The following is a 22,117-nucleotide window of genomic DNA, read 5'->3' as shown; positions in this document are numbered from 1 at the left end:
GACACCTCGGTGTAACTGCCGGACCGAGGCGATCCCTTCGCGGGCAAGTCGGAACGCCGCCCGCTCGCTCCTACAAAGGGCGTGTATCAGGCCACCGGGATTTTTGGTAGATCCAGAGTCACACCACCACTGAACCGCGCGAACGACCCGCTAATGGATTCATGGGGCACGCCCTTGGGCACATCGCTGACACCCTCGAGCCGCGCCAACTGCCCGGCATCCAGTTCCACGTTCAACGCCCCCAGAGTCGCATCCAGTTGTTCACGGGTGCGCGAGCCGAGGATCGGAATCAGCGTGGTGGTCGAGCGCCTGGCTTGTGCGCGCAGCCAGGCAATGGCCACGTGGGTCGGGCTCGCGCCCAGCTCTTCGGCGACGGCCAGCAGGGTGTCGAGCAGGGCGGTTTCACGGGCGCTTTTCTCGGCGTGAACCAACATTCCCAGTTTGCTGGCGCGGTTGTCGCCATCGGCGCTGCGGTATTTGCCAGTGAGGAAGCCTCCACCCAGCGGCGACCACAGGGTTGCGGCCAGGCCCAGGGCTTCAGCCATGGGCAGTTGTTCGCGTTCGGCGCTGCGTTCGGCCAGGCTGTACTCGACCTGGATCGCCGCGATCGGCGCAAACCCGCGCACTTCGGCCAGCAGGTCGGCGCGGGCGATGCGCCACGCCGGAAAGTTCGACAGCCCGGCGTAATGGATCTTGCCGGCGCGGACCAGGTCGTCGAAGCCGCGCAGGATCTCTTCCATCGGCGTCACGCCGTCGCTCATGTGGGCCCAGAACAGATCCAGGTGATCGGTTTTCAGCCGCTTCAAGCTCTCTTCCACGGCGCGAACCATGTTCTTGCGGTTGTTGCCGGTGTGGGAAATGCCGGCGTCCGGCGTCGTACCCAGCGTGTATTTGCTGGCGATGACCAGATGATCGCGTTCGGCGGCGATGAATTCGCTGAGCATGGCTTCCGACTGGCCCGCCTGGTAGCCGTTGGCGGTGTCGATGAAGTTACCGCCCGCGGCGAGGTACCCGTCAAAGATCCGCTTGGCTTCATCGCGCTCGGCACCATGACCCCAGCCGGTGCCAAAGTTGCCGGCACCCAACGCCAGTTCGGAAACCCGCAAGCCGGTTTTACGGCCGAAAACTTTGTAATGCATGGGGAGACTCCTGTGGAACCGATCGAATGAATTTAAATGTTGTGCGTAATCTATTAAATATGATGCCAATAATATTTGCCGTCAAGGCGTTTTTTCCTTGCCCGACAAGTGCACAAACGGCGTGAAATTTCACAGAAGACGCTGTCGACGGATGGCATACTGCCGCGCATGAATGTCGACTCTCCCCTCAGTGCCTGGCAGCACGCGATCGAACAGAAGGGTTTCGTCCAGGACGAAGCCCAGGAACATGCTGTCTGGGCCCTGCAAAAGTGCCATGAAGCGCTGCATGAAGGCCGCAAGCCGATCATGGGCGTGTACCTCTGGGGCCCGGTCGGACGTGGCAAGACCTGGTTGATGGACCAGTTCTATCAACACCTGCGGGTACCGGCCCGGCGTCAGCACTTTCATCATTTCATGGGGTGGGTGCACCAGCGTTCATTCCAGCTGACCGGTACCGCCGACCCGTTGCAGGCCCTGGCCCGCGAACTGAGCGAAGAAGTGCGGGTGCTGTGCTTTGACGAGTTGTTCGTCAATGACATCGGGGACGCGATCATCCTCGGCCGCTTGTTCCAGGTGATGTTCGAGCAGGGCGTGGTGGTGGTCTGCACCTCCAACCTGCCACCGGACCAACTGTACGCCGACGGTTTCAACCGCGACCGCTTCATGCCGGCCATCGCCGCGATCAAACAGCACATGCAGGTGATTGCGGTGGACGGCGGCGAAGACCATCGCCTGCATCCGGGGCAGGGCTTGCAACGTTACTGGGTGGCAGCGCCGGGACAGCCCAGTGCACTGGCTGATGTGTTCAAGGTGCTGACCCTTGGCCAAGCGGTTTCCAGTGCGCCGATCAAGGTCGGCTATCGTTCGCTCGAGGTGGTGCAGGCCAGCCAGAGCGTGCTCTGGTGCCGTTATGCCGACCTCTGCGAACAGCCCTTTGCCGCGATGGATTTCATGGCCCTGTGCGACACCTTCAGCGCTATTCTTCTAGGTGACGTGCCCAACCTCAGCGCGCAAAAGCGGGCAGGGCGCATTGCCCGGGGCACCGAGGACGGCGTCGAGCGGGTGGTTGCAGGCGACCGCGAACTGCCGCAGTTGTCGGTGCACGACGACGGTGTACGGCGTTTCATCGCACTGGTGGACGAGTGTTACGACCGCAAGGTACCGCTGTACCTCGAAGCGCAGGTGCCCATGGACTCGCTTTACACTGAGGGTTACCTGGAATTTCCGTTTCGCCGAACCCTCAGCCGCCTTCAGGAAATGCAGCTGCAACGTTTTGCCGAGGCCTGACATCCAGGAGGCGTGAACATGAATCAACCCCTGTCACACCATTTGTTGACCATGGCCTATCAGAATGCCTGGGCCAATCACCGGCTGGCCAAGGCCTGGTGCCAGTTGAGCCAGGAGCAGTTGGCGGCACCGCGGGTCAGCTTCTTTCCCAGCCTTGGCGCGACCCTCAACCACATCCTGACCTGTGACTGGTTCTACGTGGATGCCCTTGAGCGCGAGTTGCGCGGTGACGACCCCCATCCTGATTGCTTCGTGTTCTTCAAGGACGACGAGCCGTTTACCCTGGCCGTCGACCTCAGGCGCGAACAGGCGCAGGTCGACCGCCGCCTGATTGCCTACTGCGAGCAAATGCGCGACGCCGACCTGGGCAAGATCGTGACCATCGCTCGGGACACTCCGCAATACGACAGCCGCTTGCGCCTGCTGTCGCATCTTTTCGAGCATCAGATTCATCATCGCGGGCAGGTCCACGCCATGCTCAGCGGCACTTCGGTCAAGCCGCCGCAGCTGGACGAGTTTTTCTGTGCCGGCGAGTCGCACCTGCGGGCTGAGGATTTTGCCGAGCTGGGATGGACTGAAGCGTTGATCTGGGGGCATTAGGATTGCAATACGCATGACGCTCAGGATAGGGTCGTAGTCCGATGCCTACGTATCGGGACTACTTCATGTGATCGGGGATGGAAATGGATTCCGCAGAAATTCTTGTGCTTCAAGCCAGCTACACCAATCCGGTGCATGCCGAGGCGATCGGCCTGGTATTGAACAGTTACGCCGAAGATCCAATGGGGGGTGGTCATTCCCTGCCTGCCACGGTGCTGGAACACCTGCCGAGCGAGTTGGCCAAGCGCCCCCATGCGTTCAGCGTGCTGGCCTTTGTCGGCGGCGAGCCGGCCGGTTTGATCAATTGCTTTGAAGGTTTTTCGACCTTTGCCTGCCGGCCCTTGGTCAACGTGCACGACGTGGCGGTGGTGCCGAAGTTTCGCGGCCTGGGCCTGAGCCAGCGGATGCTGCACAAGGTCGAGGACATCGCCCGTCAGCGCGGCTGCTGCAAGATCACCCTGGAGGTGCTGGAAGGCAATGCGCCGGCGCAGGCGTCCTACAGCAAGTTCGGCTTTGCCCCGGGCGAGTTCGACCCGGCACACGGGCGCATGATGTTCTGGATCAAACCCCTTTAATCCGGGCAAAAAAAGGGCGTCCATCAGGACGCCCAACAGAAGTCTCTGACCGAAGAGCAAACGGTCAGAGGTGTAGCAATCATTTCGGCCGATAGGACTCGGTCATTTGCGCGGTTTGATCGTCCGGCACCCGCAGCTCTTTCGCCTGCTCTGGCGTGATGTTGCCCAGCGCCACTTGCTGGTTGTAGTGCAGGGTTTCGTAGTAGTAGCGCATGCGTTCGGCGCCGCCTTCGGCAAAGGCGCTGGCAGAGCCCAGCGTCATCAGGACTGCGAGGATCAACGTGGATCTTTTCATGGTGCCTCCCACTTACAGATGTCGGATGCCTTTCGTCCATGAGTCAATGAATCAAAGTCGAACGCTCATTATCCGCCGATTCCGTTAAATGGGAATTAACATCGCCTAGAGCTTCCAGTCCAGGCTCAGGGTCACCGTGCGCGGGTCTCCCCAATACACGCCGTTGTAGAAACCGACGTTATCGTAGTACTTCTTGTCGAACAGGTTGTTGACGTTCAACGAGGCGGACAGGTGCCGGTCGAATTCGTAGCGCGACATCAGGTTGACCACGGTGTAGGCCTCCTGCTGGATGTTCGTGCGTTCGGTGATGATGCTGTTATCGGCGCGGCGACCGACCGGGCGATTGGCGCCGCGATAGATGTCGCTCTGCCAATTAAGCGCAGCACCGACGGTCAGCGCCTGCCACTCGCCGGGCAAGTGATAGGCCGTGGAGAACCGCAACATGTTCAACGGCTGGACCGTGTTGATGCGCTGTTTTTCACCGTCGACCGAATGGGTGTAGGTGTAACCGGCGGTCATGTTCCAGCCCTCCATGACTTCGCCTGACAGCTCGGCTTCGAAGCCTTGCACCTTGTTGCCTTTACCGCTGGATTTATAGAACTCCTCGCCGGTCACCGGGTCCGGCGGCACCGAGTCGTCCAGTTCCGCGACGTTGTCCTGCTTGCTCCAGAATAATGCGGTGGCCAGGTTCAATCGTTCTTCCAGCAGGCTGCCCTTGAGACCCAGTTCATAGTTGCTGCCGACCACAGGTTCAAGGTATTTGCGACTGCTGTCTCGCACCGTCTGCGGTTTGAAGATATCGGTGTAGCTGACGTAAACGGTGTACTCCGGGGTCAAGTCGTAAAGCAGGCCGGCATAGGGCGTCCACATGTCGTTTTGTTGCTGGCTGCTGTGATCAATGCCGTTCAGTTGCAGGTTGTCGTCGTAGCTGTTGGTGGTGGTCGAGGTTTTCCAGCTGCCGTAGCGGCTGCCGAGAACGGCGTGCAGTTCGTTGGTGAGGTTCAGGCGCGAGGCCAGGTAGCCGGCTTTCTGCCGGGTATAGTCTTTCGAGCCTGTCAGGCTGGTAACGGTGTCGGGAAACTTGCCGATGTTGCCCATGTATTTCCAGTCAGGGACATTTTCATAATCTGCAGCTCGAGGGCCATCCACCGTGTAAGGCGAATCCTCACGGCGCTCGGCTTCGCCATAACCCACCATCATTTCGTGATCGCGGCCCAGCAACGTGTAGGGACCGGACACGTTGAAATCATAGGCTTTCATTTTTTGCGTGCCGATCATGTGGCTGACGTTGGCGACCATGCCGCTGCGGTCCGCCTCGGGGAAGCCGCCGCCGGCGTAGTAGATCTTGCCGTCGGTGTCGCTTTCGCGGTGGGTGTAGGCGGCCTTGAGCTGCCACCCGCCGCCGAGCTGGTGGTCGAGGTTGGCGAACGCGGTCTTGTCCTTGAGCGGCCAGGAACTCCAGGGCGTGGCCATGTTGGTCGAGCGCCCAAGATTGGCCTTGCTGCCGTCGGCGTTCCAGTACGGCACCGTGCCCCAGGACGTACCTTGCACGTGCTTGTTCTGATAGTCGTAACCCACCGCCAGCAGGGTGTCGTCGGTCAGGTCGGCCTCGAGCACGCCGTAGCCGACTTCCCGTTGCTGCTGGTATTTGTCCCGGTACGAATCGCTGTCGCGGTAGGCCACCACCCCACGACCGCGCAGGCGTCCGTCGAACGCCAGCGGACCGCCGACGTCCAGGTAGCTGTAGTAATCGTCGTAACTGCCGCCGCTGACACCGGTCTTGGCTTCCCACTGCGACGTGGGGCGTTTGCGCACCATGTTGATGGTGGCCGAAGGATCGCCCGCGCCGGTGGTCAGGCCCGTTGCACCGCGTACCACTTCGATGTGGTCGTAGATGATGGTGTCGGAATCGGACTTCATGTAGCTGAAGGTATTCAACATGCCATCGATCTGGAAATTGTTGATGGTGTAGCCGCGCGAGGAATAGCTGACCCGGTCCGAGTCGTTGTGCTGGACCACCACGCCTGTGGTCTGGCTCATGGCTTCGGACAGGCTGCCGAGTTTGAAATCGTCCATTTGCTGGCGCGTGACCACGGAAACCGATTGCGGTGTGTCCTTGATGGACAGGTTCAGGCGGGTGGCGGTGCTCATCGCACCGGTGGTATACGACTCGGTGTTTTCGGTGGTGCTGCCCAGGTCCTGGGCGGTGACGTTGGTGGCGCCGAGCATGAGGGTTGGCGCCAGTGGGGCGCTCTCGGTTTCGGTTTCAGCCAGCAGATCCGGGCTCAGTGCGGCACCGCACAGGCCAAGGGTAAAAGTCATGGAACGGGTGATAGGCGCGAACATCGCGGCCGACTCCTTGTCGTCGAGGGAAAATCCGTTTATGCAAAGACGAAGGAGGGGGGAGGGATTTAGGGGTAAACGAGAATAATTATTATTTTGGGCGTTTTCCTGCAACACAAAACGACTGTGGGAGCGGGCTTGCTCGCGAAAGCGGAGTGTCAGTCAACGATGATTTCGACTGGTCCACCGCTTTCGCGAGCAAGCCCGCTCCCACAGGTTTGAATGGTGTTGAAGGGACTACTTTTGCACGACTTCCGGCAAGACTGGCGCAGCTTTGGGCTTGATCAAGCTGAAATCGATCAAGGGTCGCTGTTGCCGCTCGTAAGGGTTGCCGATCAGCAATGGCCGTGCCTTGAAGCTGTCGCTGACTACGCTCTTGGTGCGATCGAGTTCATCGAAGCTCAGGCCCGCCAGGTCTGCCCAGGTATGGATCAGGTGCGAGCTGCTGTAGGGACGCTCCAGGTCAGCGCCAAAGTTCCAGTCGTGGCTTTCTTTCCATTTTGGTGAGGCCCAGGCCATGAACGGGATGGTGTACATCGGCGCCGTCGGCTTGTTCTCGTTGCGCCCCAGCGTGCCATGGCCTGGGGAGTCGAACACGTCTTCACCGTGGTCGGAGAGGTAGAACAGGAAGCCGTTCGGGTCCGACTTGGCGAAGTCCTTGATCAGGCTCGACACCACGAAGTCGTTGTACAACACGGCGTTGTCATAGCTGTTATAGGTTGGCAGTTGATCGTCACGTACGCCCGCCGGAACGCCATTGCGGTCCTTGAACTTGTCGAAGGTCGCAGGGTAGCGGTACTGGTAGCTCATGTGCGTGCCGAGCAGATGCACCACGATCAGCTTGCGCGGTGCCGCGTCGGTCAGGGCCTTGTTGAACGGCTCGATCACGTCGCCATCGTACTGGGCGGCATTCTGGTTGCGGTTGTTGTTGAGGTACACCTGCTCGTCGGCCTGCTCGGAAAAGGTCGTGAGCATGGTATTGCGCTTGGTCATGGTCTGCTGGTTGGTGATCCAGAACGTCTTGTAGCCGGCCTGTTTCATCATGGCGACCAGGGACGGCGTGGACAGGTACAGCTCAGGGTTTTCTTCGTCGGCGAAGGTCAGCACCTGTTGCAACGCCTCGATGGTGTACGGGCGCGGCGTGATGACGTTATCGAAGACCGCCAGCTGGTCCTTGAGCTTGTCCAGTTCCGGGGTGGTTTGCCGAGGGTAGCCGTACAGGCTCATGCGCTGACGGTTGGTGGATTCGCCAATCACCAGCACCAGGGTCGCTGGCTGGTTGGCCGTCGAGTCCTTGAAGTTGTGCAGTGGCGCAACCTTGCTCGCGCTGTGCAGCATCTGCTGCATATTAGCCAGGGTATCGAGGTAGCGGTGATAAGCCACGGCCATCTGCCATGGCACCGCTGGCTCGATGCGGGTTTCGAATTTCTCGAAGCCTTCGGCGAAGCTGCCGGTACGCAAGGTGTGCTTGACCAGCGGATAGCCGATCACCCCGACCACTATGGCGGTGGCCACCACCAGGGCCTTGGCGCGAGGCAGGTACACCGGGCGCAGGCGTGTCCACAGGAAGTAACCGACTGCGGTGTGGGCGAGGAAGGCCGGGACCATCCACCAGGCAAAATACTGGGTCATATACTCGCCGGCTTCGGACACGTTCGACTCGAACATGATGAAGATGACGCTTTGGGAGAATTCCTGCTGGTAGATGAAGAAGTAACCGAGGCTGGCCATCGAGCACGCCCACAGCACCACGCCGATGACCGCGGCCATCACTCGGGTTTGCCGGGGGAACAGCAGCATCGGCGCCAGCCAGATGGCACTCATCACGAACGCCTGGCGAAAGCCGGTGAAACCGGAGGTGCCGGTCAGCTGGATCAACAGTTGGGTGATGCCGGAAAAATACCAGAAGAACAGGAACAACCAGAGAAATCCTGCCCAATCGAAACCTTTCGCAGACGAATCGCTGCGTTTAAACCAAGTCATTCAACGCTCCAGCCAGTAGTCAGTCGCACCGCTTGGCCACGCAGTCGCCGAAAAAAAACGACAGCCGCACGCAGCCAGGCGGCGCACAATGCGCCGGAGTATCAACAAGCGAATGTGAAAACTTCGTGAGTTGCCGGGAGTAAAGGGGGGATATGGCGTGTCGGAAGCAGTGCAAGGCTGCTTCCGGTTTCGGCGGGAAGATCAGGCGTGAGGTGCCCGCTGGGGCAATGGCAAGGGCTGTTGGCCCTGGATCAGCAAGCGCAGTTGCGCCAGCTCCTGTTTCAACTGGTCGCGCTCGTCTTTCAACTGACGCAATTCATCGCGACGGATAGTGACGAAAAGGGTTTGTGCTGGCAGTGCGGTGTGTACTGTGCCCATTGCTCACCTCGCAAATGGCGTGTCTCAACTGTAGTTGGCCGCCGAAATCGGTGGCTGAACTACTATCGGCGCCAATTTTGATTTCTTTTGCCCCCGAAGGGAACTTTTTTATTTTTCATGGTCGTTGTGTCTTCGGCACGATTCCCGACGTTATCCATCAGGATCGGGCACAATGCCCGGAAACTTCACGCCAACGCTCTGGACTAACCTCATGAGTCGCGTTGGGCTATAACCTTTGACACACATTTATTTGTAGTAGGGAGCATCAGCACATGCAACTCGGGATTATTGGACTGGGCCGCATGGGCGGCAATATTGCGCGGCGCCTGATGCTCAACGGACATTCCACCGTTGTGTACGACCGCAATACCGCCTTCGTCGAAACCTTGAGCGGAGAGGGCGCCACCGGCGTCGCCGATCTGCCAGCGCTGGTTGCTGGCCTGGCCAAACCACGAGCGGTGTGGGTCATGCTGCCGGCAGGCGCACCGACCGAAGACACCATCGACACCCTGAGCACCTTGCTCGAAGCCGGCGATACCATTATCGACGGCGGCAACACTTTCTATAAGGACGACATCCGCCGCGCCAAGACCCTCTCGGAAAAAGGCCTGCACTACATCGACGTCGGCACCTCCGGCGGCGTCTGGGGCCTGGAGCGCGGTTATTGCATGATGATCGGCGGTGATACCGAAACCGTGAAGCGCCTTGATCCGCTGTTCGAAAGCCTCGCTCCGGGCATGGGCGATATCCCGCGCACCAAGGACCGCAAATCCGATGACGACCGTGCCGAGCGCGGTTACATCCACGCAGGTCCCGCCGGCGCCGGGCATTTCGTCAAGATGATCCACAACGGCATCGAATACGGCATGATGCAGGCCTTCGCCGAAGGTTTCGACATCCTCAAGACCAAATCCAGCACCCTGCTGCCGGAAGACCAGCGTTTCGACCTGAACGTCGCCGACATCGCCGAAGTCTGGCGGCGTGGCAGCGTGGTGTCGTCCTGGTTGCTGGACTTGACTGCCGACGCCCTGGCCAGCGATCCGAAACTCGACGGTTACTCCGGTTCCGTGGCAGACAGCGGCGAGGGTCGCTGGACCGTCGAAGCAGCCATGGAGCAAGCCGTACCGGCCACCGTGCTGACGACCGCTCTGTTCTCGCGCTACCGTTCCCGTGGGCAAGGCACCTTTGGTGACAAGATCCTCTCGGCCCAGCGCTTCGGCTTCGGTGGCCATGTGGAGACTGCGAAAAAATGACCCACGGGATCCGCAGGAAATCCAAGACTGAACCCGCGCCACCTACCACGCTGTTCCTGTTCGGCGCCCACGGTGATCTGGTCAAGCGCCTGCTGATGCCGGCGCTGTACAACCTCAAGCGCGACGGTTTACTTGGGGATGGCCTGCGGATCGTCGGCGTTGACCACAACGCCATCAGCGATGAAGGCTTCGCCAGGAAGCTCGAAGACTTTATTCGCAGCGAGGTGGCCGGCAAAGTCGGAAAGGGCGATCAGTCCCTTGATCCGGCTGTGTGGGCCAAACTCGCCAAAGGCATCAGCTACGTCCAGGGCGACTTCCTGGACGACAGCACTTATCAAGCGCTGGCGGCAAAAATCGCCGACAGCGGCACTGACAACGCGGTGTTCTACCTGGCCACCGCGCCACGTTTTTTCAGTGAAGTGGTGCGCCGACTCGGCGCATCCGGTTTGCTCGAGGAAAACCCGGAAGCCTTCAGGAGGGTGGTGATCGAAAAGCCCTTCGGCTCCGACCTGCCAACCGCCGAGGCCTTGAACGCCTGCCTGCTCAAGGTCATGACGGAAAAGCAGATCTACCGGATCGATCATTATCTGGGCAAGGAGACCGTGCAGAACATCCTGGTCAGCCGGTTCTCCAACAGCCTGTTCGAAGCCTTCTGGAACAACCATTACATCGACCACGTACAAATTACCGCCGCCGAAACTGTCGGCGTCGAAACCCGTGGCAGTTTCTACGAAAACACCGGCGCCCTGCGGGACATGGTGCCCAATCACCTGTTCCAGTTGCTGGCGATGGTGGCCATGGAGCCACCGGCCGCGTTTGGCGCCGATGCGGTTCGCGGTGAGAAAGCCAAGGTGGTCGGCGCGATTCGTCCCTGGTCGGTGGAAGAGGCACGGGCCAATTCGGTGCGCGGCCAATACGCTGCGGGCGAAATCGATGGCCAGCCACTGCGCGGTTACCGCCAGGAAGACAAGGTGGCCCCCGACAGCAACACCGAAACCTATGTCGCCCTGAAAGTCATGATCGACAACTGGCGCTGGGTCGGCGTGCCGTTTTACCTGCGTACCGGCAAGCGCATGAGCGTGCGCGACACCGAGATCGTCATCTGCTTCAAACCTGCGCCATATGCGCAGTTCCGCGATACCGAAGTCGATGAGCTGGCGCCCACCTACCTGCGTATCCAGATTCAACCCAACGAAGGCATGTGGTTCGACTTGCTGGCCAAGCGGCCCGGCCAGACCCTGAAGATGGACAACATCGAACTGGGGTTTGCCTATAAGGATTTCTTCGAGATGCAGCCGTCCACCGGCTACGAAACCTTGATCTACGATTGCCTGACCGGCGATCAGACCCTGTTCCAGCGTGCCGACAACATCGAGAACGGCTGGCGTGCGGTGCAGCCTTTCCTGGACGCCTGGCAGCAGGATGCCAGCGTGCAGACTTATGCCGCGGGCGAAAACGGACCTAAAGCCGCCGAAGAACTGCTGGCTCGCGATGGTCGCGTCTGGCACGGCCTCGGATGAGTGAAGCCAAGCCACAGCCCATCCGGTTTTTGCTCAGCGACATGGACGGTACGTTGCTGCTGCCTGATCACAGCCTGAGCCAGTGCACCATCGACGCGGTCCGTTCGTTGCGTGAGGCCGGCGTGTTGTTCAGCCTGGCCACTGGCCGGCCGCCCAGGGCCATGTTGCAGACGATCGAGGCCTTGGGTGTCGACCTGCCCACGGCAGCCTTCAATGGCGGCACCCTTGTTCATCCTGATGGCAGTTTGCTCGTCGCGCATTACTTGCCGGCCGCGGCGGCGTTGACGACGCTGGCGCTGTTTGCCGATCAACCGCAGATCGAAGTCTGGGTGTTCAGCGGCGGCGACTGGCTGCTGAAAGACTCGACCGGCCCCATGGTGTCGCGCGAACAGCACGGGCTGGGATACCCGCCAGTGGTGGTCGAAAGCTTCGAACCGTACCTCGCCCGCATCGACAAGATCGTCGCCGCCAGCAGCAACGCAGAGTTGTTGGTTGAGCTGGAGGCCCGGTTGCTGGCGAAAGTTGAAGGTCAGGCCCAGGTCTCTCGCTCGCAGCCGGTTTATCTGGACGTGACTGCGATGCAGGCCAACAAGGGCGAGGCGTTGAAGACGCTGGCCGAATTCCTCGGAATTCCGTTGGCGCAGACGGCTGCAATGGGGGATGGCGGCAATGACCCGGCGATGTTTCAGGTGGCGGGGTTGGCGATTGCCATGGGGCAGGCGCAGGACGAAGTCAAACGCCAGGCCGATGTGGTGACCGGAGCCAACACCGAGGACGGCGCGGCCGAGGCCATCGAGCACTATATCCTGAACGCTCGTTAAACCGCGTTATCGTTCTTCGCTGTAGGAGCCAGGCTTGCCGGCGAACCGCGCGCCGCGGTGCATCTGTTGCACCGCGTTATCGTTTTTCACGTGTAGGAGCCAGGCTTGCCGGCGAACCATGCGCCGCAGTGCATCTGTTGCACCGCGTTATCGTTCTTCGCGGGCAAGCCTCGCTCCTACGGGCGATCCGGTTTGCCGGCGAAGGCGTCAGGCCTGCCACCTCAAAGCCAGAAACTCACGGCGTACCAACCAAGAACGCCCATCACCACCGTATACGGCAACGCCATCCACACCATCCGCCCGTACGACAGGCGAACCAGCGGTGCAATCGCCGAGGTCAGCAGGAACAGGAACGCCGCCTGGCCATTGGGCGTCGCCACGCTGGGCAGGTTGGTGCCGGTGTTGATCGCAATCGCCAGCGTCTCGAAATGCTCGCGGCTCATGTGCCCGGACAGGAAGGCCTGTTTCACTTCGGTGATGTAGATGGTCGCCACGAACACGTTGTCGCTGATGGCCGAGAGCAGGCCGTTGGCGATGTACAGCATGCCCGGTTGTTGCTCGGCGGGCAGGGCCAGCACCCAATGGATCAATGGCGTGAACAGCTGTTGATCGTGGATCACCGCCACCACGGCGAAAAACACCACCAGCAACGCTGTGAAGGGCATGGCGTCCTTGAACGCGTTGCCCAGGCGGTGCTCATCGGTGATGCCGGTGAACGCGGTGATCAGCACAATCACCATCAGCCCGATCAGGCCCACTTCGGCCACGTGAAAGGCCAGCCCGGCAATCAGGATCAGGGCCGCCACACCTTGCACAAGCAACGCTGCACGCTGGCGTGAAGTGCGCTCGGCATTGTCCTGGGCGGCATAGTTGGCCAGCACGGTGCGCACGTTATCCGGCAGCAGCGTGCCGTAGCCAAACCAGCGCAGCTTTTCCAGCAGGACACAGGTGACCAGGCCCGCGACCAGCACCGGCAAGGACACCGGCGCGATCTTCAGGAAAAATTCGCCGAAGTGCCAGCCCATTTCATGGCCAATCAGCAGGTTCTGTGGTTCGCCTACCAGCGTACACACACCACCCAGCGCCGTGCCCACGGCGCCGTGCATCAGCAGGCTGCGCAAAAAAGCGCGGAACTGCTCGAGGTCGGCGTGATGCAGGGTGGGCAGGTGCTGGTCATCGCTGTATTCGCTGTCCTGGCGCGGATCGCTGCCCGAGGCGACGCGGTGGTACACCGAGTAGAACCCGACGGCGGCACTGATGATCACCGCGGTCACGGTCAGGGCATCGAGAAACGCCGACAGGAACGCCGACAAAAAGCAGAACATCAGCGCCAGCAGGGCCTTGCTGCGCACCCCGAGCAGCAGGCGCGAGAACAGGAACAGCAGCAGGTCTTTCATGAAGTAGATACCCGCGACCATGAACATCAGCAGCAGGATCACCGGGAAGTTGTGCAGCAACTCGTCATAGAGCGCCTGGGGTGTGGTCATTTTCAGCAACAGCGCCTCGACCAACAGCAAGCCGCCGGGCATCAGCGGATAACATTTGAGGGCCATGGCCAGGGTGAAAATGAACTCCAGCACCAGCAACCAGCCCGCCACCACTGGGCCTGCGGTCCATAACGTCACGGCGTTGAGCAGCAGGAAACCGACAATGCAGGCCTTGTACCAGCGCGGTGAGTTGCCGAGAAAATTGTGCGCGAACGCCTGGGCCATCGAGCCGGACATCGGCTACTCCTTGTATTAAGAAGCGCGCAACTTGCCGTAAGCCGAACAGAAGATCAAGCGTAGGAAAAGTCCATCGAACTAACCCAGGTAGCGTGCGACGATCGCCCGATAGCTGCCGTCCAGGGAATAGCCGGCGACGAGGATGTTACGGTCATCCTGCACCGCGATCGAAGTGGCCGTGTCGAGGCTGCGCCCAAGGCGGGTGCGCACCCATCCGTTGCCGTCGCCAAAATCGCCATCGACTTCGCCGTTAGGCAGGTATCGACCCAATACAAAGTCGGCCTCGACGCCGCCAATGGTGGCGCCGGCGGTCAACACGCTGCCATCCGGTTGCACCTGGGCGGCGGTCCACTGGCAGCCGCTGTGGCCGACTTCCAGCAAGTGCGCCTGGCCGTCATTGCAATGATGATCCGGGCGCCCATTAGAGTGCACTTTGAGCGCCAGGCAGCGCATGGGGTCGCGGCTGCTGCCAAAGCATTGCACGTCGCCGTTGTCCCGCTGGACGATCTGGCTGACCTGGGCACCCTGTCCGCTGGCCTTGAAACTCATGAAACCATCGACGGCAAAGCTGCTGTCCAGGCTGCCATCGGCGTGATAACGCGCCACCAGGCCTTCTTCTGGAAAGTTGATCGATCCACCCACCAGGATGCGACCGTCGCGTTGCACCGTCACGCTGCTGAGCCAGGTATTCATCAGCAGGTGCCTGACCATCACAAAGCCGCGGCCATTGAAGGTGCTGTCCAGCGTGCCATCGGCGTTCAGGCGTATCAGCATGGCGGCATGATCGGCCAGTTCGAAATGATGATTGGCCACCAGCAGTATCCGACCATCTTCCTGCACGTCGACGCTGCAGGCCTCGGCGCCCGGTACTCCCGGGGGTAGCCAGACATCGCGCATGCCCCGGGACAAGTTGCCTGGCAGGCGCACGACACAGCGGCCATTGTCGCCAAAACGCTGGACCGGTTGACCCAGCGAGTCAAACAGCGCCAGGGCGGGAAGCGTGCGGTGATCGCTTTCGTATTGCAGGCCGGCAATCAACAGGTGCCCATTGGGCAGCACCTGCACCTTGCCCGCCATGGCCTCGAAGCCCGGTTCGAATTGCCCGATGACGCTGCCTTGATTGCCAAAAGCCAGGTCCGCCGAACCGTCTTTCAGCAAGCGCGCCAGGCCAAAGCGGTTGCCCCCAGGCATTGCGACCTTTGCCGCCACCAGTATCCGGCCCTGTGAATCAATCGCGATGTCGTTGGCCAGACTGGAGGTGCTGCCGAAGAAATACACCTGGGCAGTGCCTTTGGCTGCGAAGGTGGTATCGAGCTTTCCGGCATGATCGACGGTTGCGGGGAAAGCCAGAACGGACTGGATTGACATCACGCATCTCCTTGCGAGTCGTCCTTATCCAGAAGTTTGGCGGTGGCGACTGTTAAGAGAATATTCAATCCCTGAATGGTTGAATGCACAACTGTCAGAACTAACAGGTGGAGGGTCGTTGTGTGCCACAACAGTGTCTTTTCGAACCAAACGCAAGCCAGCAAAGAATTAAGGGCGCGCCGAAGTTCAAGTAAGAAAGCGTCTTAAGTGCAACTGGAGTTAAAAGTCACCTAACTAACGCCAGCGAAGGGCGCGGATTACTCCAGAGTAATCCGCCCTACGATTATTGTGGCATTGACCACGATTGCAGTGCGTAGCCTTCTTCGCTCAACTCGGCGCGCGCCTGTTGCAGCAGGCATTCGAGCTGCGCTGGATCGGTATAGGCGCTGCTCGGGATCTGCTTGCGTCCAATATTGTTGTTGGTGCGGTCGATCACGGTGAGGGTCAGTTCGCCATTACCGTCCTGTGGGGCCCAAGCCACGCATTTGAAAGGTTTGAATGCGCGGTCGGCAATCAGCAGAGCTTCGTTGACACGGAGCGGGGCGTTCATAGGTCGTCTCTCTATAGGCCCAATCAAGTCATTTGCCGTCGGTTGGGCTTACCGTTCGGCTGGTTACTTGTACTGATGCCCGCAACCGGGGTTCAGGTCACACACATTCAAAAGAAATTTCAACTTTCTTCTAATCCGCGCGCAAACAAGCAGGTGTTGAAAGCGCAATGAAAGAAAACATTCGTCAGGTCGTTGGAAAAACCCGTTTCTTATAACTCTTTACGTACCAGGCCTATAGTCAAACGGTACAAGCGCCCGTCAAATTCTTGCTAACGTTACAGCCAGGTCCGCCAAATGACTGTTTTTAATAAAAAATCCTAAAATTTGGCGTCAAGGAAATCACATGAGCGAAGCGCCTGCGTTACGTCGTCTATTAGTGGTGGATCCCTGCGACGACTGCCATCGTCTGTTACCGGGATTACGTTCCGTGGGTTGGGACGTTGACAGCTGCTCGCTGGACAACGCCGCCGATCGTAGCTGTGACGTGGGCTTGTTACGATTACAGCCCTTTCATCTTGAGCATCCGGATACGGTCAAAGAGGTGATCAGCCGCAGCGGTACCGAGTGGATCGCCGTGCTTAATCAGGATGTCCTGCGGCTACAGAATGTCGGGGACTTCGTCTGCGAGTGGTTTTTCGATTTTCATACCTTGCCGTTCGATGTCTCCAGGGTCCAGGTCACGCTGGGTCGGGCCTTTGGCATGGCGCGCTTGCGCGGGCAGGGCACGGTTCATATCGATCAGCCCGAGCACGAGTTGCTGGGCGACAGCAAGCCCATACGCGAACTGCGCAAATTACTGAGCAAGCTGGCGCCCACCGAGTCGCCGGTGTTGATTCGCGGTGAAAGCGGCACCGGTAAAGAGTTGGTGGCCCGCACGCTGCATCGACAATCCCTGCGCCATAGCAAACCCTTTGTCGCGATCAATTGCGGGGCCATTCCCGAGCACCTGATCCAGTCCGAACTGTTCGGCCACGAGAAAGGCGCCTTTACGGGCGCCCATCAGCGCAAGGTCGGGCGGATCGAGGCGGCCAACGGCGGCACGCTGTTTCTCGACGAGATCGGTGATCTGCCCCTTGAACTGCAGGCGAGCCTGTTGCGCTTCCTCCAGGAAAAACACATCGAGAGGGTGGGCGGCAGTCAGCCGATTCCCGTGGATGTGCGGGTGTTGGCGGCAACCCATGTTGATCTCGAGGCGGCGATCGAGAAGAAAAGTTTTCGCGAAGATCTGTATTACCGCCTGAACGTGTTGCAAGTCGCGACCGCGCCCCTGCGTGAGCGCAATGGCGACTTGTCGATGCTGGCCAACCATTTTTCCCATTTCTATAGCCGTGAAACCGGCCGCCGTCCGCGTAGCTTCAGTGAAGACGCCCTGATAGCCATGGGCAAGCATGACTGGCCGGGCAATGTGCGCGAACTGGCCAACCGGGTACGTCGCGGCTTGGTGCTGGCCGAAGGCCGGCAGATCGAAGCGAGAGACCTGGGGCTGATCAGCCATCACGCCATTGCCGCGCCGATGGGCACGCTGGAAGACTACAAGCACCGGGCAGAGCGCCAGGCCCTGTGTGATGTGCTTAACCGCCACAGCGATAACCTGAGCATCGCCGCCAAGGTGCTGGGGATATCCAGGCCGACTTTCTACCGGTTGTTGCACAAGCATCAGATCCGCTAACCAGCCGCTGCGGTATACCTGCCGCACCGCGCCATCGTACTTCGCCTGTAGGAGCGAGCGGGCGGCGATCCGACTTGCCCGCGAACCAGACGCTGCGGTTTACCTGTTGCACCGCGTCATTCGCCGGCAAGTCGGATCGCCGCCCGCTGGCTCCTACAGAAGATATAACCGCAAAAACCCCGTTGCGATTGAAATCGCAACGGGGTTTTGTCGTGGGTCAGAAGTAGTACGGGAATTTCAGGCTGAAGGAGAAGTCCGGCGAGTCGTCGGTCAGGCCGATGGCCAGGTTGGGAACGATCGTCAGGTTGTCGCTGGCGGCCAGGGTCATGCCGATGTTGAAGTTGGCCGAGTTGTAATCGCTGTTGGAAATCGATTGCCAATCGCCGCCGTCCGGCTTGATTTTGCTCTTACGGGCGAACTGGTCGGTGAACGAGAACGACATACTCATCTTCTCGTTCAAGGCGAACGCAATACCGGCGCCGATCTGCCAGGAGTCGCCCAGCTTCACGTCCCCGGGTACCTTGGTGTTGACCGTAGGGCTGATGTCGCTGAAAGAGTCCTCCATGTTGTAGGTGTAGGACAGGCTGCCGAACAATACGGCCGGGTCGAAGGTCTTGACCAGCGAGATACCCGGGGTGATCGACCAGACACCATTGCCGGTAGGCAAGTCTTCGGGTACTGCGAGGTTATCGTTACCCGGGACCTCGACCAGCTTGATGCCGTAAGGGTCCTCCCCAGTCGGCGCCTTGACGCGCAGTGTCGCCACCGCGTCGGGCAGGTTGGCCGATTCATCGAGGAACTTGTAGGCAACGCCGACGTTTATGTCGCCAATGGCCGGGTCGCGGGTAACGGTTTCGTCTGAAACCCCGTTGGCGGCGCCACCGGCGCCACCGGAGGAATACGTCGATTCGCGATAGACCACGGGCACGTTAATGTCGAACTGCCAGCGTTGGGCTACGTTGTAGCGGGCGGTCAGGTCCAGGGTCCAGTTATCCGCCTTGATGCGGTCGAGGTTGATGTTGCCGAGGAAAATCGAGTCCAGTGCCAGGAAACCATTGAGTGTCAACGCACGGGTATCGTAGTGGGTGTATGTCAGGCCGGTTTCGACGCTGAACTTGCCACCGCCAAAGAACCCGCTGGCTTCGTCGTACAGGTTGGAAACACTTTGCGCCGGTTCCGAGTCATCCTTGAGCGACTGCCCGTAGGAGCTGCCGGTGGTTCCGGGCGCGCCGGCAGCCACCGTCTGGCCACTTCTGGGCGCTTCGGCGGGGGATTTGGTCAGGCGTTTGGGCGCGGGTGTCGCCGGTGCTTCTTCGACTTGGCGAACGCGCTGTTCAAGGACCATCAGCGCGTTCTGTTGTGCTTCGTACCGCTGTTTCAACTCCATGAGTTCTTGTTTTAGTGCTTCGACCTGGGGGTCCGGTGCTGCGTATAGCAATGGGGCCGGTGCCAGGCTACTCAAACAGACGATAACTCTAAACGTTAACGATCGGTGCATGGGTTAGCCGTCCCTTCTGACTACAGATGATGAGACTGAGCGTAGATCAGAATCCTTGGGTGCGAAGACCTTTGAGCTGGTCCAGGTTGCCGTTCAGCGAGCCGGCTGTTGCCACGTTGTCACGCAGCACGACATTGAAGGACGTGAGGTTTCTGACCAGGTTGCTACTGCCGAGCAACGTCGTGTTCTGCATCAAGCCACCTTGGGCCAGGCGTTGTACGGTACTGCCCTGGTTGTTGTTGGCCACGATGTTGAGTTGCACGCCCGTGCCGCTCGAGGACACGCTCAGTGAGCCGGCGCCATTGGAACCGACCAACGTCGAGCCTGCGGCCAGTGGCTGGCCTTGCTGTTGCGTTGCTGGCGCCTGGTTGGCCTTGCTGACGTTGATATCAACGTAGTTGTACGCACTGTTGTTGTCGCCGGCAGCCCGTACGACTTGCGTGACGCCTTCGGTGCTGTTCAGGCCGCCGCCGCCCGTGACGGTGCCGGTGCCCGGGCTTTGGGTACTCGCCGAGCCATTGCCTTTTTCGTCGATCATCGACACATAGAACTGTGGCTTGATGGTCGATTGTTGAATCTGCATCCTGGAAGTTGCCCCGATCACTTCACCGTTGGCGTTTTGCCAGGTGCTGGTCATGGCAATGCCGAAACTGATGATTCGCCCCGGCATGACATAGCGACCGCGCAGGCTTGCCAGTTCCTGGTCGCTCAGTTCAATGGGCTTCAATATTTCTGCATGGAGCGGCAGGCTGGCGGCCAGGCAGACAACGGCCAGCCAGATTGGAGTCTTCATTGGATACTCCCGGAGCGTCTTGCTCCTTTTGTTATTAGAAGAAGTCGCTTTGAATGAATCCGAAATCCATCAACTCCGCGTCCTGTACCGGGCTGAAGGCGTTGACGCGGTTTTTGGCGGTCAGTGGCAGGGGCGGGTCGAGCAACGCATTGGCTTTGTCATAGCCCTGCCCGATGACGGCAAAGATGATGCCGTTCCAGCCTTTTACAAAGTCTTCGACTTTGTAGCGTTTATGCCCCAGTACGGGATCGCCGATATACACCCAGTCGTTCTGGACTCTTTGCATGACCACAAAGTGTTTGTAGCCACGGATGTCCAGGAGTACCACCACAGGAATTTTGATCTCCTTCAAGGATTCCGGTGATACCCGGTAGCCACGGGCGCGCATGCCGATACTTTCCACGTAGCGCTTCATGTCGAGCATGGAGAAGCCCTGGACGCGCACCAGATCCTGATCGGAGTGTGACAGCATGCCTTCGATGATTTGTTCTTCGTCTACGTCCAGCCAGTAGGCCTGGCGCAGGATCGTCGCCAGCGCCGCGGCGCCGCAACTGAAATCGGTTTTCTGTTGCACCAGGTCGGCAAATTTGCGCTCGCGTACGCTCTGGATCGGCTTGTACACCAGCGCACCGCCCGGCAGGACGGACAACGGCAGCTGTGCAGCCTCGATCACACTGGACACGCAAAGCAAGATTGCCAAGGCGATAATACGCATGGTGGGACGCCTTCTGGTTAGGTTTAAAAAGGCCCCCGGACGGGGGCCTCTGCAGACAGCATTAGAACGATTGGTTGGAGATGGCCAACGAGTTGCTTTGTTGGTTGCCCACACCAGCAGCCACGTTGACACCCAGGTTGCCGCTGCCGCCGTTCACCGAACCGCTCAGGGTTGCAGTGTTGGTCACAGGGTTGGCCCAGCCGGTTGGAGTCAGCACTTGATAAGAGTAGGTGTTACTCAAATCATACGAGCTGCTTTCGCTCCAGCTTTTCGCTTTTGCGTACTCGGATTCGGACGACTTGCTGCCCGATTTATCGAACGACGACGCGTTGGCTTTCTCGAACGAAGTGTCGAACGATTTTTCGAACGAGGAATCGCGCGATTTGTCGTACGAGGATTCACGGGATTTGTCGTACGAGACATCGAGAGACTTGTCGAACGAGGATTCGCGAGACCTGTCGAACGAGGATTCGCGAGATTTGTCGAACGATTTGTCTACCGACACGTCGAGCGTTGCGCTAAGCGAAGCGCTAAGCGATGCCTCGGACTCTCTGCTGCGGGTGCGATCGCCCCAACCGTTGTTGACGGTAGTGGAGTGGGAAGCCGCCGCCGCAGCGTCCAGGGTCGCGTCCAGTGAAGCATTCAGAGAAGCACTCGATGAGCCGCTTGCACTGCTGCTGTTGGAACCACTTGCAGCGCTGCTGTTGGAACCGCTTGCATCCAGGCTGAAGGAACCGCTTGCGCTGCTGCTGTTGGATCCGCTTGCATTGCTGCTTTTGGAACCGCTTGCATCCAGGCTGAAGGAACCGCTGGAGCTAGAGTTTTTGGAACCGGCAGCGGCCCAGCTCGACGAATTGCTTTGACTGCCGCTGGCTTCGAAGGACTTCTCGCGAGAGGCACTACCGCTAGCGGTTTTGGTAACCGTAATGGTATCTACGCGATAGGTCCGGTCAGCGGTGTTATTCACGATCAGGCCAGGACCGTCTTGGTTGGCGGAGGCGGTGGCTCTTGCGCTACCGAGTGGAGCATTGGTATTGGCAATTGCCATGGTGTTTTTCTGTTGGTTCAGATCGCCGCCAGCAATGTTGACACCCACGTTACCGCTGCTGCCGTCGGCGGATCCACTCATCGTGGCAGTGTTGGTTACGCCGAAGTTGTCGACGCGGTTACGGTTGCTGGTTTGCCTCACGTCAGCGGTGGCAGTGGCCATGCCGAACACGAAGCTGTTATCAATCGCGGCGTTGTCGGAGGCTGCGTTGGCGATGGCGGCGGCGTTGTCTTGCTGGTTGCCGTTACCTGCCGCCACGTTGACGCCGACGTTGCCGCTCGCGCCTTGGGCCGAACTGCTCATCTCGGCCGAGTTTTCTACCCCTTCATTATAAATGCGGTTGTTGGTGCTGCTCTGTCTGTCGTAAGCATTGGCAGTCGCACTGATAGGGACCATTTTTGCAGGAGGGTTGTGGTGGCCGCCGTTGTGATGATGGTTACCACGCCGATCGTTTTGCCCAGCTTGTACAGCAACAGCCATGACCGCAGCAATTGCGAAAACCAGAGGCTTTAATGCCATCGAAGGTTTCATGGTGATTCTCCGTACTTATTTTAGGTT

The 22,117-nt window shown here is 59.6% G+C and carries 19 protein-coding genes; 7 read left to right on the top strand and 12 right to left on the bottom strand.

All coding sequences use genetic code 11. The annotated features are described in order from the left end of the window. Nucleotides 1-86: 86 nt before the first annotated feature. On the bottom strand, nucleotides 87-1,139 hold the full coding sequence (locus OH720_RS17715; protein ID WP_272602240.1) for an aldo/keto reductase: 1,053 nt from the start codon (nucleotides 1,137-1,139) through the stop codon (nucleotides 87-89). 168 nt (nucleotides 1,140-1,307) lie between these two features. Between OH720_RS17715 and zapE the strand changes: the two genes are divergently transcribed. From zapE to OH720_RS17700, 3 genes are all read left to right on the top strand, one after another. Next, nucleotides 1,308-2,426: a cell division protein ZapE gene (gene zapE, locus OH720_RS17710; RefSeq protein WP_272602239.1), complete on the top strand. Its 1,119-nt coding sequence runs from the start codon at nucleotides 1,308-1,310 to the stop codon at nucleotides 2,424-2,426. Nucleotides 2,427-2,444: 18 nt separating this feature from the next. Then, entirely contained in the window at nucleotides 2,445-3,026 is a 582-nt protein-coding gene (locus OH720_RS17705; RefSeq protein WP_272602238.1) for a DinB family protein, read from the top strand. Nucleotides 3,027-3,109: 83 nt separating this feature from the next. Next, entirely contained in the window at nucleotides 3,110-3,601 is a 492-nt protein-coding gene (locus tag OH720_RS17700) for a GNAT family N-acetyltransferase (protein ID WP_272602237.1), read from the top strand. 79 nt (nucleotides 3,602-3,680) lie between these two features. Here OH720_RS17700 and OH720_RS17695 read toward each other — a convergent pair whose 3' ends face one another. The 4 genes from OH720_RS17695 to OH720_RS17675 form a co-directional block, all read right to left on the bottom strand. Continuing rightward, entirely contained in the window at nucleotides 3,681-3,896 is a 216-nt protein-coding gene (locus OH720_RS17695) for a hypothetical protein (RefSeq protein ID WP_272602236.1), read from the bottom strand. A gap of 105 nt (nucleotides 3,897-4,001) precedes the next feature. After that, the gene (locus tag OH720_RS17690) at nucleotides 4,002-6,242 is read right to left on the bottom strand and encodes a TonB-dependent siderophore receptor (protein WP_272602235.1); all 2,241 of its coding nucleotides are present in this window, start codon (nucleotides 6,240-6,242) and stop codon (nucleotides 4,002-4,004) included. A 234-nt stretch (nucleotides 6,243-6,476) separates the two neighbouring features. Further along, nucleotides 6,477-8,222 carry a phosphoethanolamine transferase CptA gene (locus tag OH720_RS17680; protein ID WP_272602234.1) on the bottom strand — a complete coding sequence of 582 codons (1,746 nt, stop codon included), beginning with the start codon at nucleotides 8,220-8,222 and terminating at the stop codon, nucleotides 6,477-6,479. Between the two features lie 201 nt (nucleotides 8,223-8,423). Continuing rightward, a complete protein-coding gene (locus OH720_RS17675) occupies nucleotides 8,424-8,600 on the bottom strand; it encodes a DUF6026 family protein (RefSeq protein WP_272602233.1) in 177 nt (58 codons plus the stop codon). Nucleotides 8,601-8,872: 272 nt separating this feature from the next. On the opposite strand from OH720_RS17675, the gene gnd reads away from it, so the two are divergent. From gnd to OH720_RS17660, 3 genes are read left to right on the top strand one after another with little or no spacing between them, the layout of a single operon-like run. Then, entirely contained in the window at nucleotides 8,873-9,853 is a 981-nt protein-coding gene (gene gnd / locus OH720_RS17670; RefSeq protein WP_272602232.1) for a phosphogluconate dehydrogenase (NAD(+)-dependent, decarboxylating), read from the top strand. Next, nucleotides 9,850-11,373 (top strand): glucose-6-phosphate dehydrogenase, encoded by a 1,524-nt coding sequence (gene zwf / locus OH720_RS17665; protein WP_272602231.1) that lies wholly within the window; start codon nucleotides 9,850-9,852, stop codon nucleotides 11,371-11,373. The genes gnd and zwf overlap by 4 nt, the downstream gene beginning before the upstream one ends. Then, nucleotides 11,370-12,194, top strand: coding sequence for an HAD family hydrolase (locus tag OH720_RS17660; RefSeq protein ID WP_272602230.1), 825 nt, complete (start codon nucleotides 11,370-11,372; stop codon nucleotides 12,192-12,194). The genes zwf and OH720_RS17660 overlap by 4 nt, the downstream gene beginning before the upstream one ends. A gap of 221 nt (nucleotides 12,195-12,415) precedes the next feature. Here OH720_RS17660 and nhaB read toward each other — a convergent pair whose 3' ends face one another. From nhaB to OH720_RS17645, 3 genes are all read right to left on the bottom strand, one after another. Beyond that, the gene (gene nhaB / locus OH720_RS17655; RefSeq protein WP_272602229.1) at nucleotides 12,416-13,918 is read right to left on the bottom strand and encodes a sodium/proton antiporter NhaB; all 1,503 of its coding nucleotides are present in this window, start codon (nucleotides 13,916-13,918) and stop codon (nucleotides 12,416-12,418) included. A gap of 78 nt (nucleotides 13,919-13,996) precedes the next feature. Then, nucleotides 13,997-15,286, bottom strand: a complete 1,290-nt coding sequence (locus OH720_RS17650) for a delta-60 repeat domain-containing protein (protein ID WP_272602228.1) — start codon at nucleotides 15,284-15,286, stop codon at nucleotides 13,997-13,999. Nucleotides 15,287-15,569: 283 nt separating this feature from the next. Continuing rightward, complete coding sequence (locus OH720_RS17645; protein WP_008061368.1) at nucleotides 15,570-15,836, bottom strand: hypothetical protein; 267 nt, start codon at nucleotides 15,834-15,836, stop codon at nucleotides 15,570-15,572. A gap of 343 nt (nucleotides 15,837-16,179) precedes the next feature. Here OH720_RS17645 and OH720_RS17640 point away from each other — a divergent pair, with 343 nt between their 5' ends. Then, nucleotides 16,180-17,505, top strand: a complete 1,326-nt coding sequence (locus OH720_RS17640; protein ID WP_008061367.1) for a sigma-54 dependent transcriptional regulator — start codon at nucleotides 16,180-16,182, stop codon at nucleotides 17,503-17,505. A 217-nt stretch (nucleotides 17,506-17,722) separates the two neighbouring features. Here the strand turns inward: OH720_RS17640 and OH720_RS17635 are convergent, their stop codons facing one another. From OH720_RS17635 to OH720_RS17620, 4 genes are all read right to left on the bottom strand, one after another. Beyond that, nucleotides 17,723-19,003 (bottom strand): hypothetical protein, encoded by a 1,281-nt coding sequence (locus OH720_RS17635; protein WP_272602227.1) that lies wholly within the window; start codon nucleotides 19,001-19,003, stop codon nucleotides 17,723-17,725. Nucleotides 19,004-19,049: 46 nt separating this feature from the next. Then, nucleotides 19,050-19,796 carry a hypothetical protein gene (locus OH720_RS17630; RefSeq protein ID WP_272602226.1) on the bottom strand — a complete coding sequence of 249 codons (747 nt, stop codon included), beginning with the start codon at nucleotides 19,794-19,796 and terminating at the stop codon, nucleotides 19,050-19,052. Between the two features lie 34 nt (nucleotides 19,797-19,830). Beyond that, on the bottom strand, nucleotides 19,831-20,511 hold the full coding sequence (locus OH720_RS17625; RefSeq protein ID WP_180206457.1) for a C39 family peptidase: 681 nt from the start codon (nucleotides 20,509-20,511) through the stop codon (nucleotides 19,831-19,833). 61 nt (nucleotides 20,512-20,572) lie between these two features. After that, the gene (locus OH720_RS17620; RefSeq protein WP_272602225.1) at nucleotides 20,573-22,090 is read right to left on the bottom strand and encodes a heme utilization protein; all 1,518 of its coding nucleotides are present in this window, start codon (nucleotides 22,088-22,090) and stop codon (nucleotides 20,573-20,575) included. Between the last annotated feature and the right edge of the window lie 27 nt (nucleotides 22,091-22,117).

It is taken from the genome of Pseudomonas sp. WJP1, assembly GCF_028471945.1.
Lineage (GTDB): Bacteria > Pseudomonadota > Gammaproteobacteria > Pseudomonadales > Pseudomonadaceae > Aquipseudomonas.
Note: the sequence above shows the minus strand (reverse complement) of the source record. Positions and strands in the feature narration are given on the sequence as shown.

Excerpts from the sequence above, each read along its gene's own strand:
- OH720_RS17715 (WP_272602240.1), bottom strand. The coding sequence starts at position 1,139 with ATGCATTACAAAGTTTTCGGCCGTAAAACCGGCTTGCGGGTTTCCGAA.
- OH720_RS17660 (WP_272602230.1), top strand. The coding sequence starts at position 11,370 with ATGAGTGAAGCCAAGCCACAGCCCATCCGGTTTTTGCTCAGCGACATG.
- OH720_RS17650 (WP_272602228.1), bottom strand. The coding sequence starts at position 15,286 with ATGTCAATCCAGTCCGTTCTGGCTTTCCCCGCAACCGTCGATCATGCC.
- OH720_RS17630 (WP_272602226.1), bottom strand. The coding sequence starts at position 19,796 with ATGAAGACTCCAATCTGGCTGGCCGTTGTCTGCCTGGCCGCCAGCCTG.
- OH720_RS17675 (WP_272602233.1), bottom strand. The coding sequence starts at position 8,600 with ATGGGCACAGTACACACCGCACTGCCAGCACAAACCCTTTTCGTCACT.
- OH720_RS17690 (WP_272602235.1), bottom strand. The coding sequence starts at position 6,242 with ATGTTCGCGCCTATCACCCGTTCCATGACTTTTACCCTTGGCCTGTGC.
- OH720_RS17635 (WP_272602227.1), bottom strand. The coding sequence starts at position 19,003 with ATGCACCGATCGTTAACGTTTAGAGTTATCGTCTGTTTGAGTAGCCTG.
- OH720_RS17705 (WP_272602238.1), top strand. The coding sequence starts at position 2,445 with ATGAATCAACCCCTGTCACACCATTTGTTGACCATGGCCTATCAGAAT.
- zwf (WP_272602231.1), top strand. The coding sequence starts at position 9,850 with ATGACCCACGGGATCCGCAGGAAATCCAAGACTGAACCCGCGCCACCT.
- OH720_RS17620 (WP_272602225.1), bottom strand. The coding sequence starts at position 22,090 with ATGAAACCTTCGATGGCATTAAAGCCTCTGGTTTTCGCAATTGCTGCG.
- OH720_RS17695 (WP_272602236.1), bottom strand. The coding sequence starts at position 3,896 with ATGAAAAGATCCACGTTGATCCTCGCAGTCCTGATGACGCTGGGCTCT.
- gnd (WP_272602232.1), top strand. The coding sequence starts at position 8,873 with ATGCAACTCGGGATTATTGGACTGGGCCGCATGGGCGGCAATATTGCG.
- nhaB (WP_272602229.1), bottom strand. The coding sequence starts at position 13,918 with ATGTCCGGCTCGATGGCCCAGGCGTTCGCGCACAATTTTCTCGGCAAC.
- OH720_RS17680 (WP_272602234.1), bottom strand. The coding sequence starts at position 8,222 with ATGACTTGGTTTAAACGCAGCGATTCGTCTGCGAAAGGTTTCGATTGG.
- OH720_RS17640 (WP_008061367.1), top strand. The coding sequence starts at position 16,180 with ATGAGCGAAGCGCCTGCGTTACGTCGTCTATTAGTGGTGGATCCCTGC.
- OH720_RS17700 (WP_272602237.1), top strand. The coding sequence starts at position 3,110 with ATGGATTCCGCAGAAATTCTTGTGCTTCAAGCCAGCTACACCAATCCG.
- OH720_RS17645 (WP_008061368.1), bottom strand. The coding sequence starts at position 15,836 with ATGAACGCCCCGCTCCGTGTCAACGAAGCTCTGCTGATTGCCGACCGC.
- OH720_RS17625 (WP_180206457.1), bottom strand. The coding sequence starts at position 20,511 with ATGCGTATTATCGCCTTGGCAATCTTGCTTTGCGTGTCCAGTGTGATC.
- zapE (WP_272602239.1), top strand. The coding sequence starts at position 1,308 with ATGAATGTCGACTCTCCCCTCAGTGCCTGGCAGCACGCGATCGAACAG.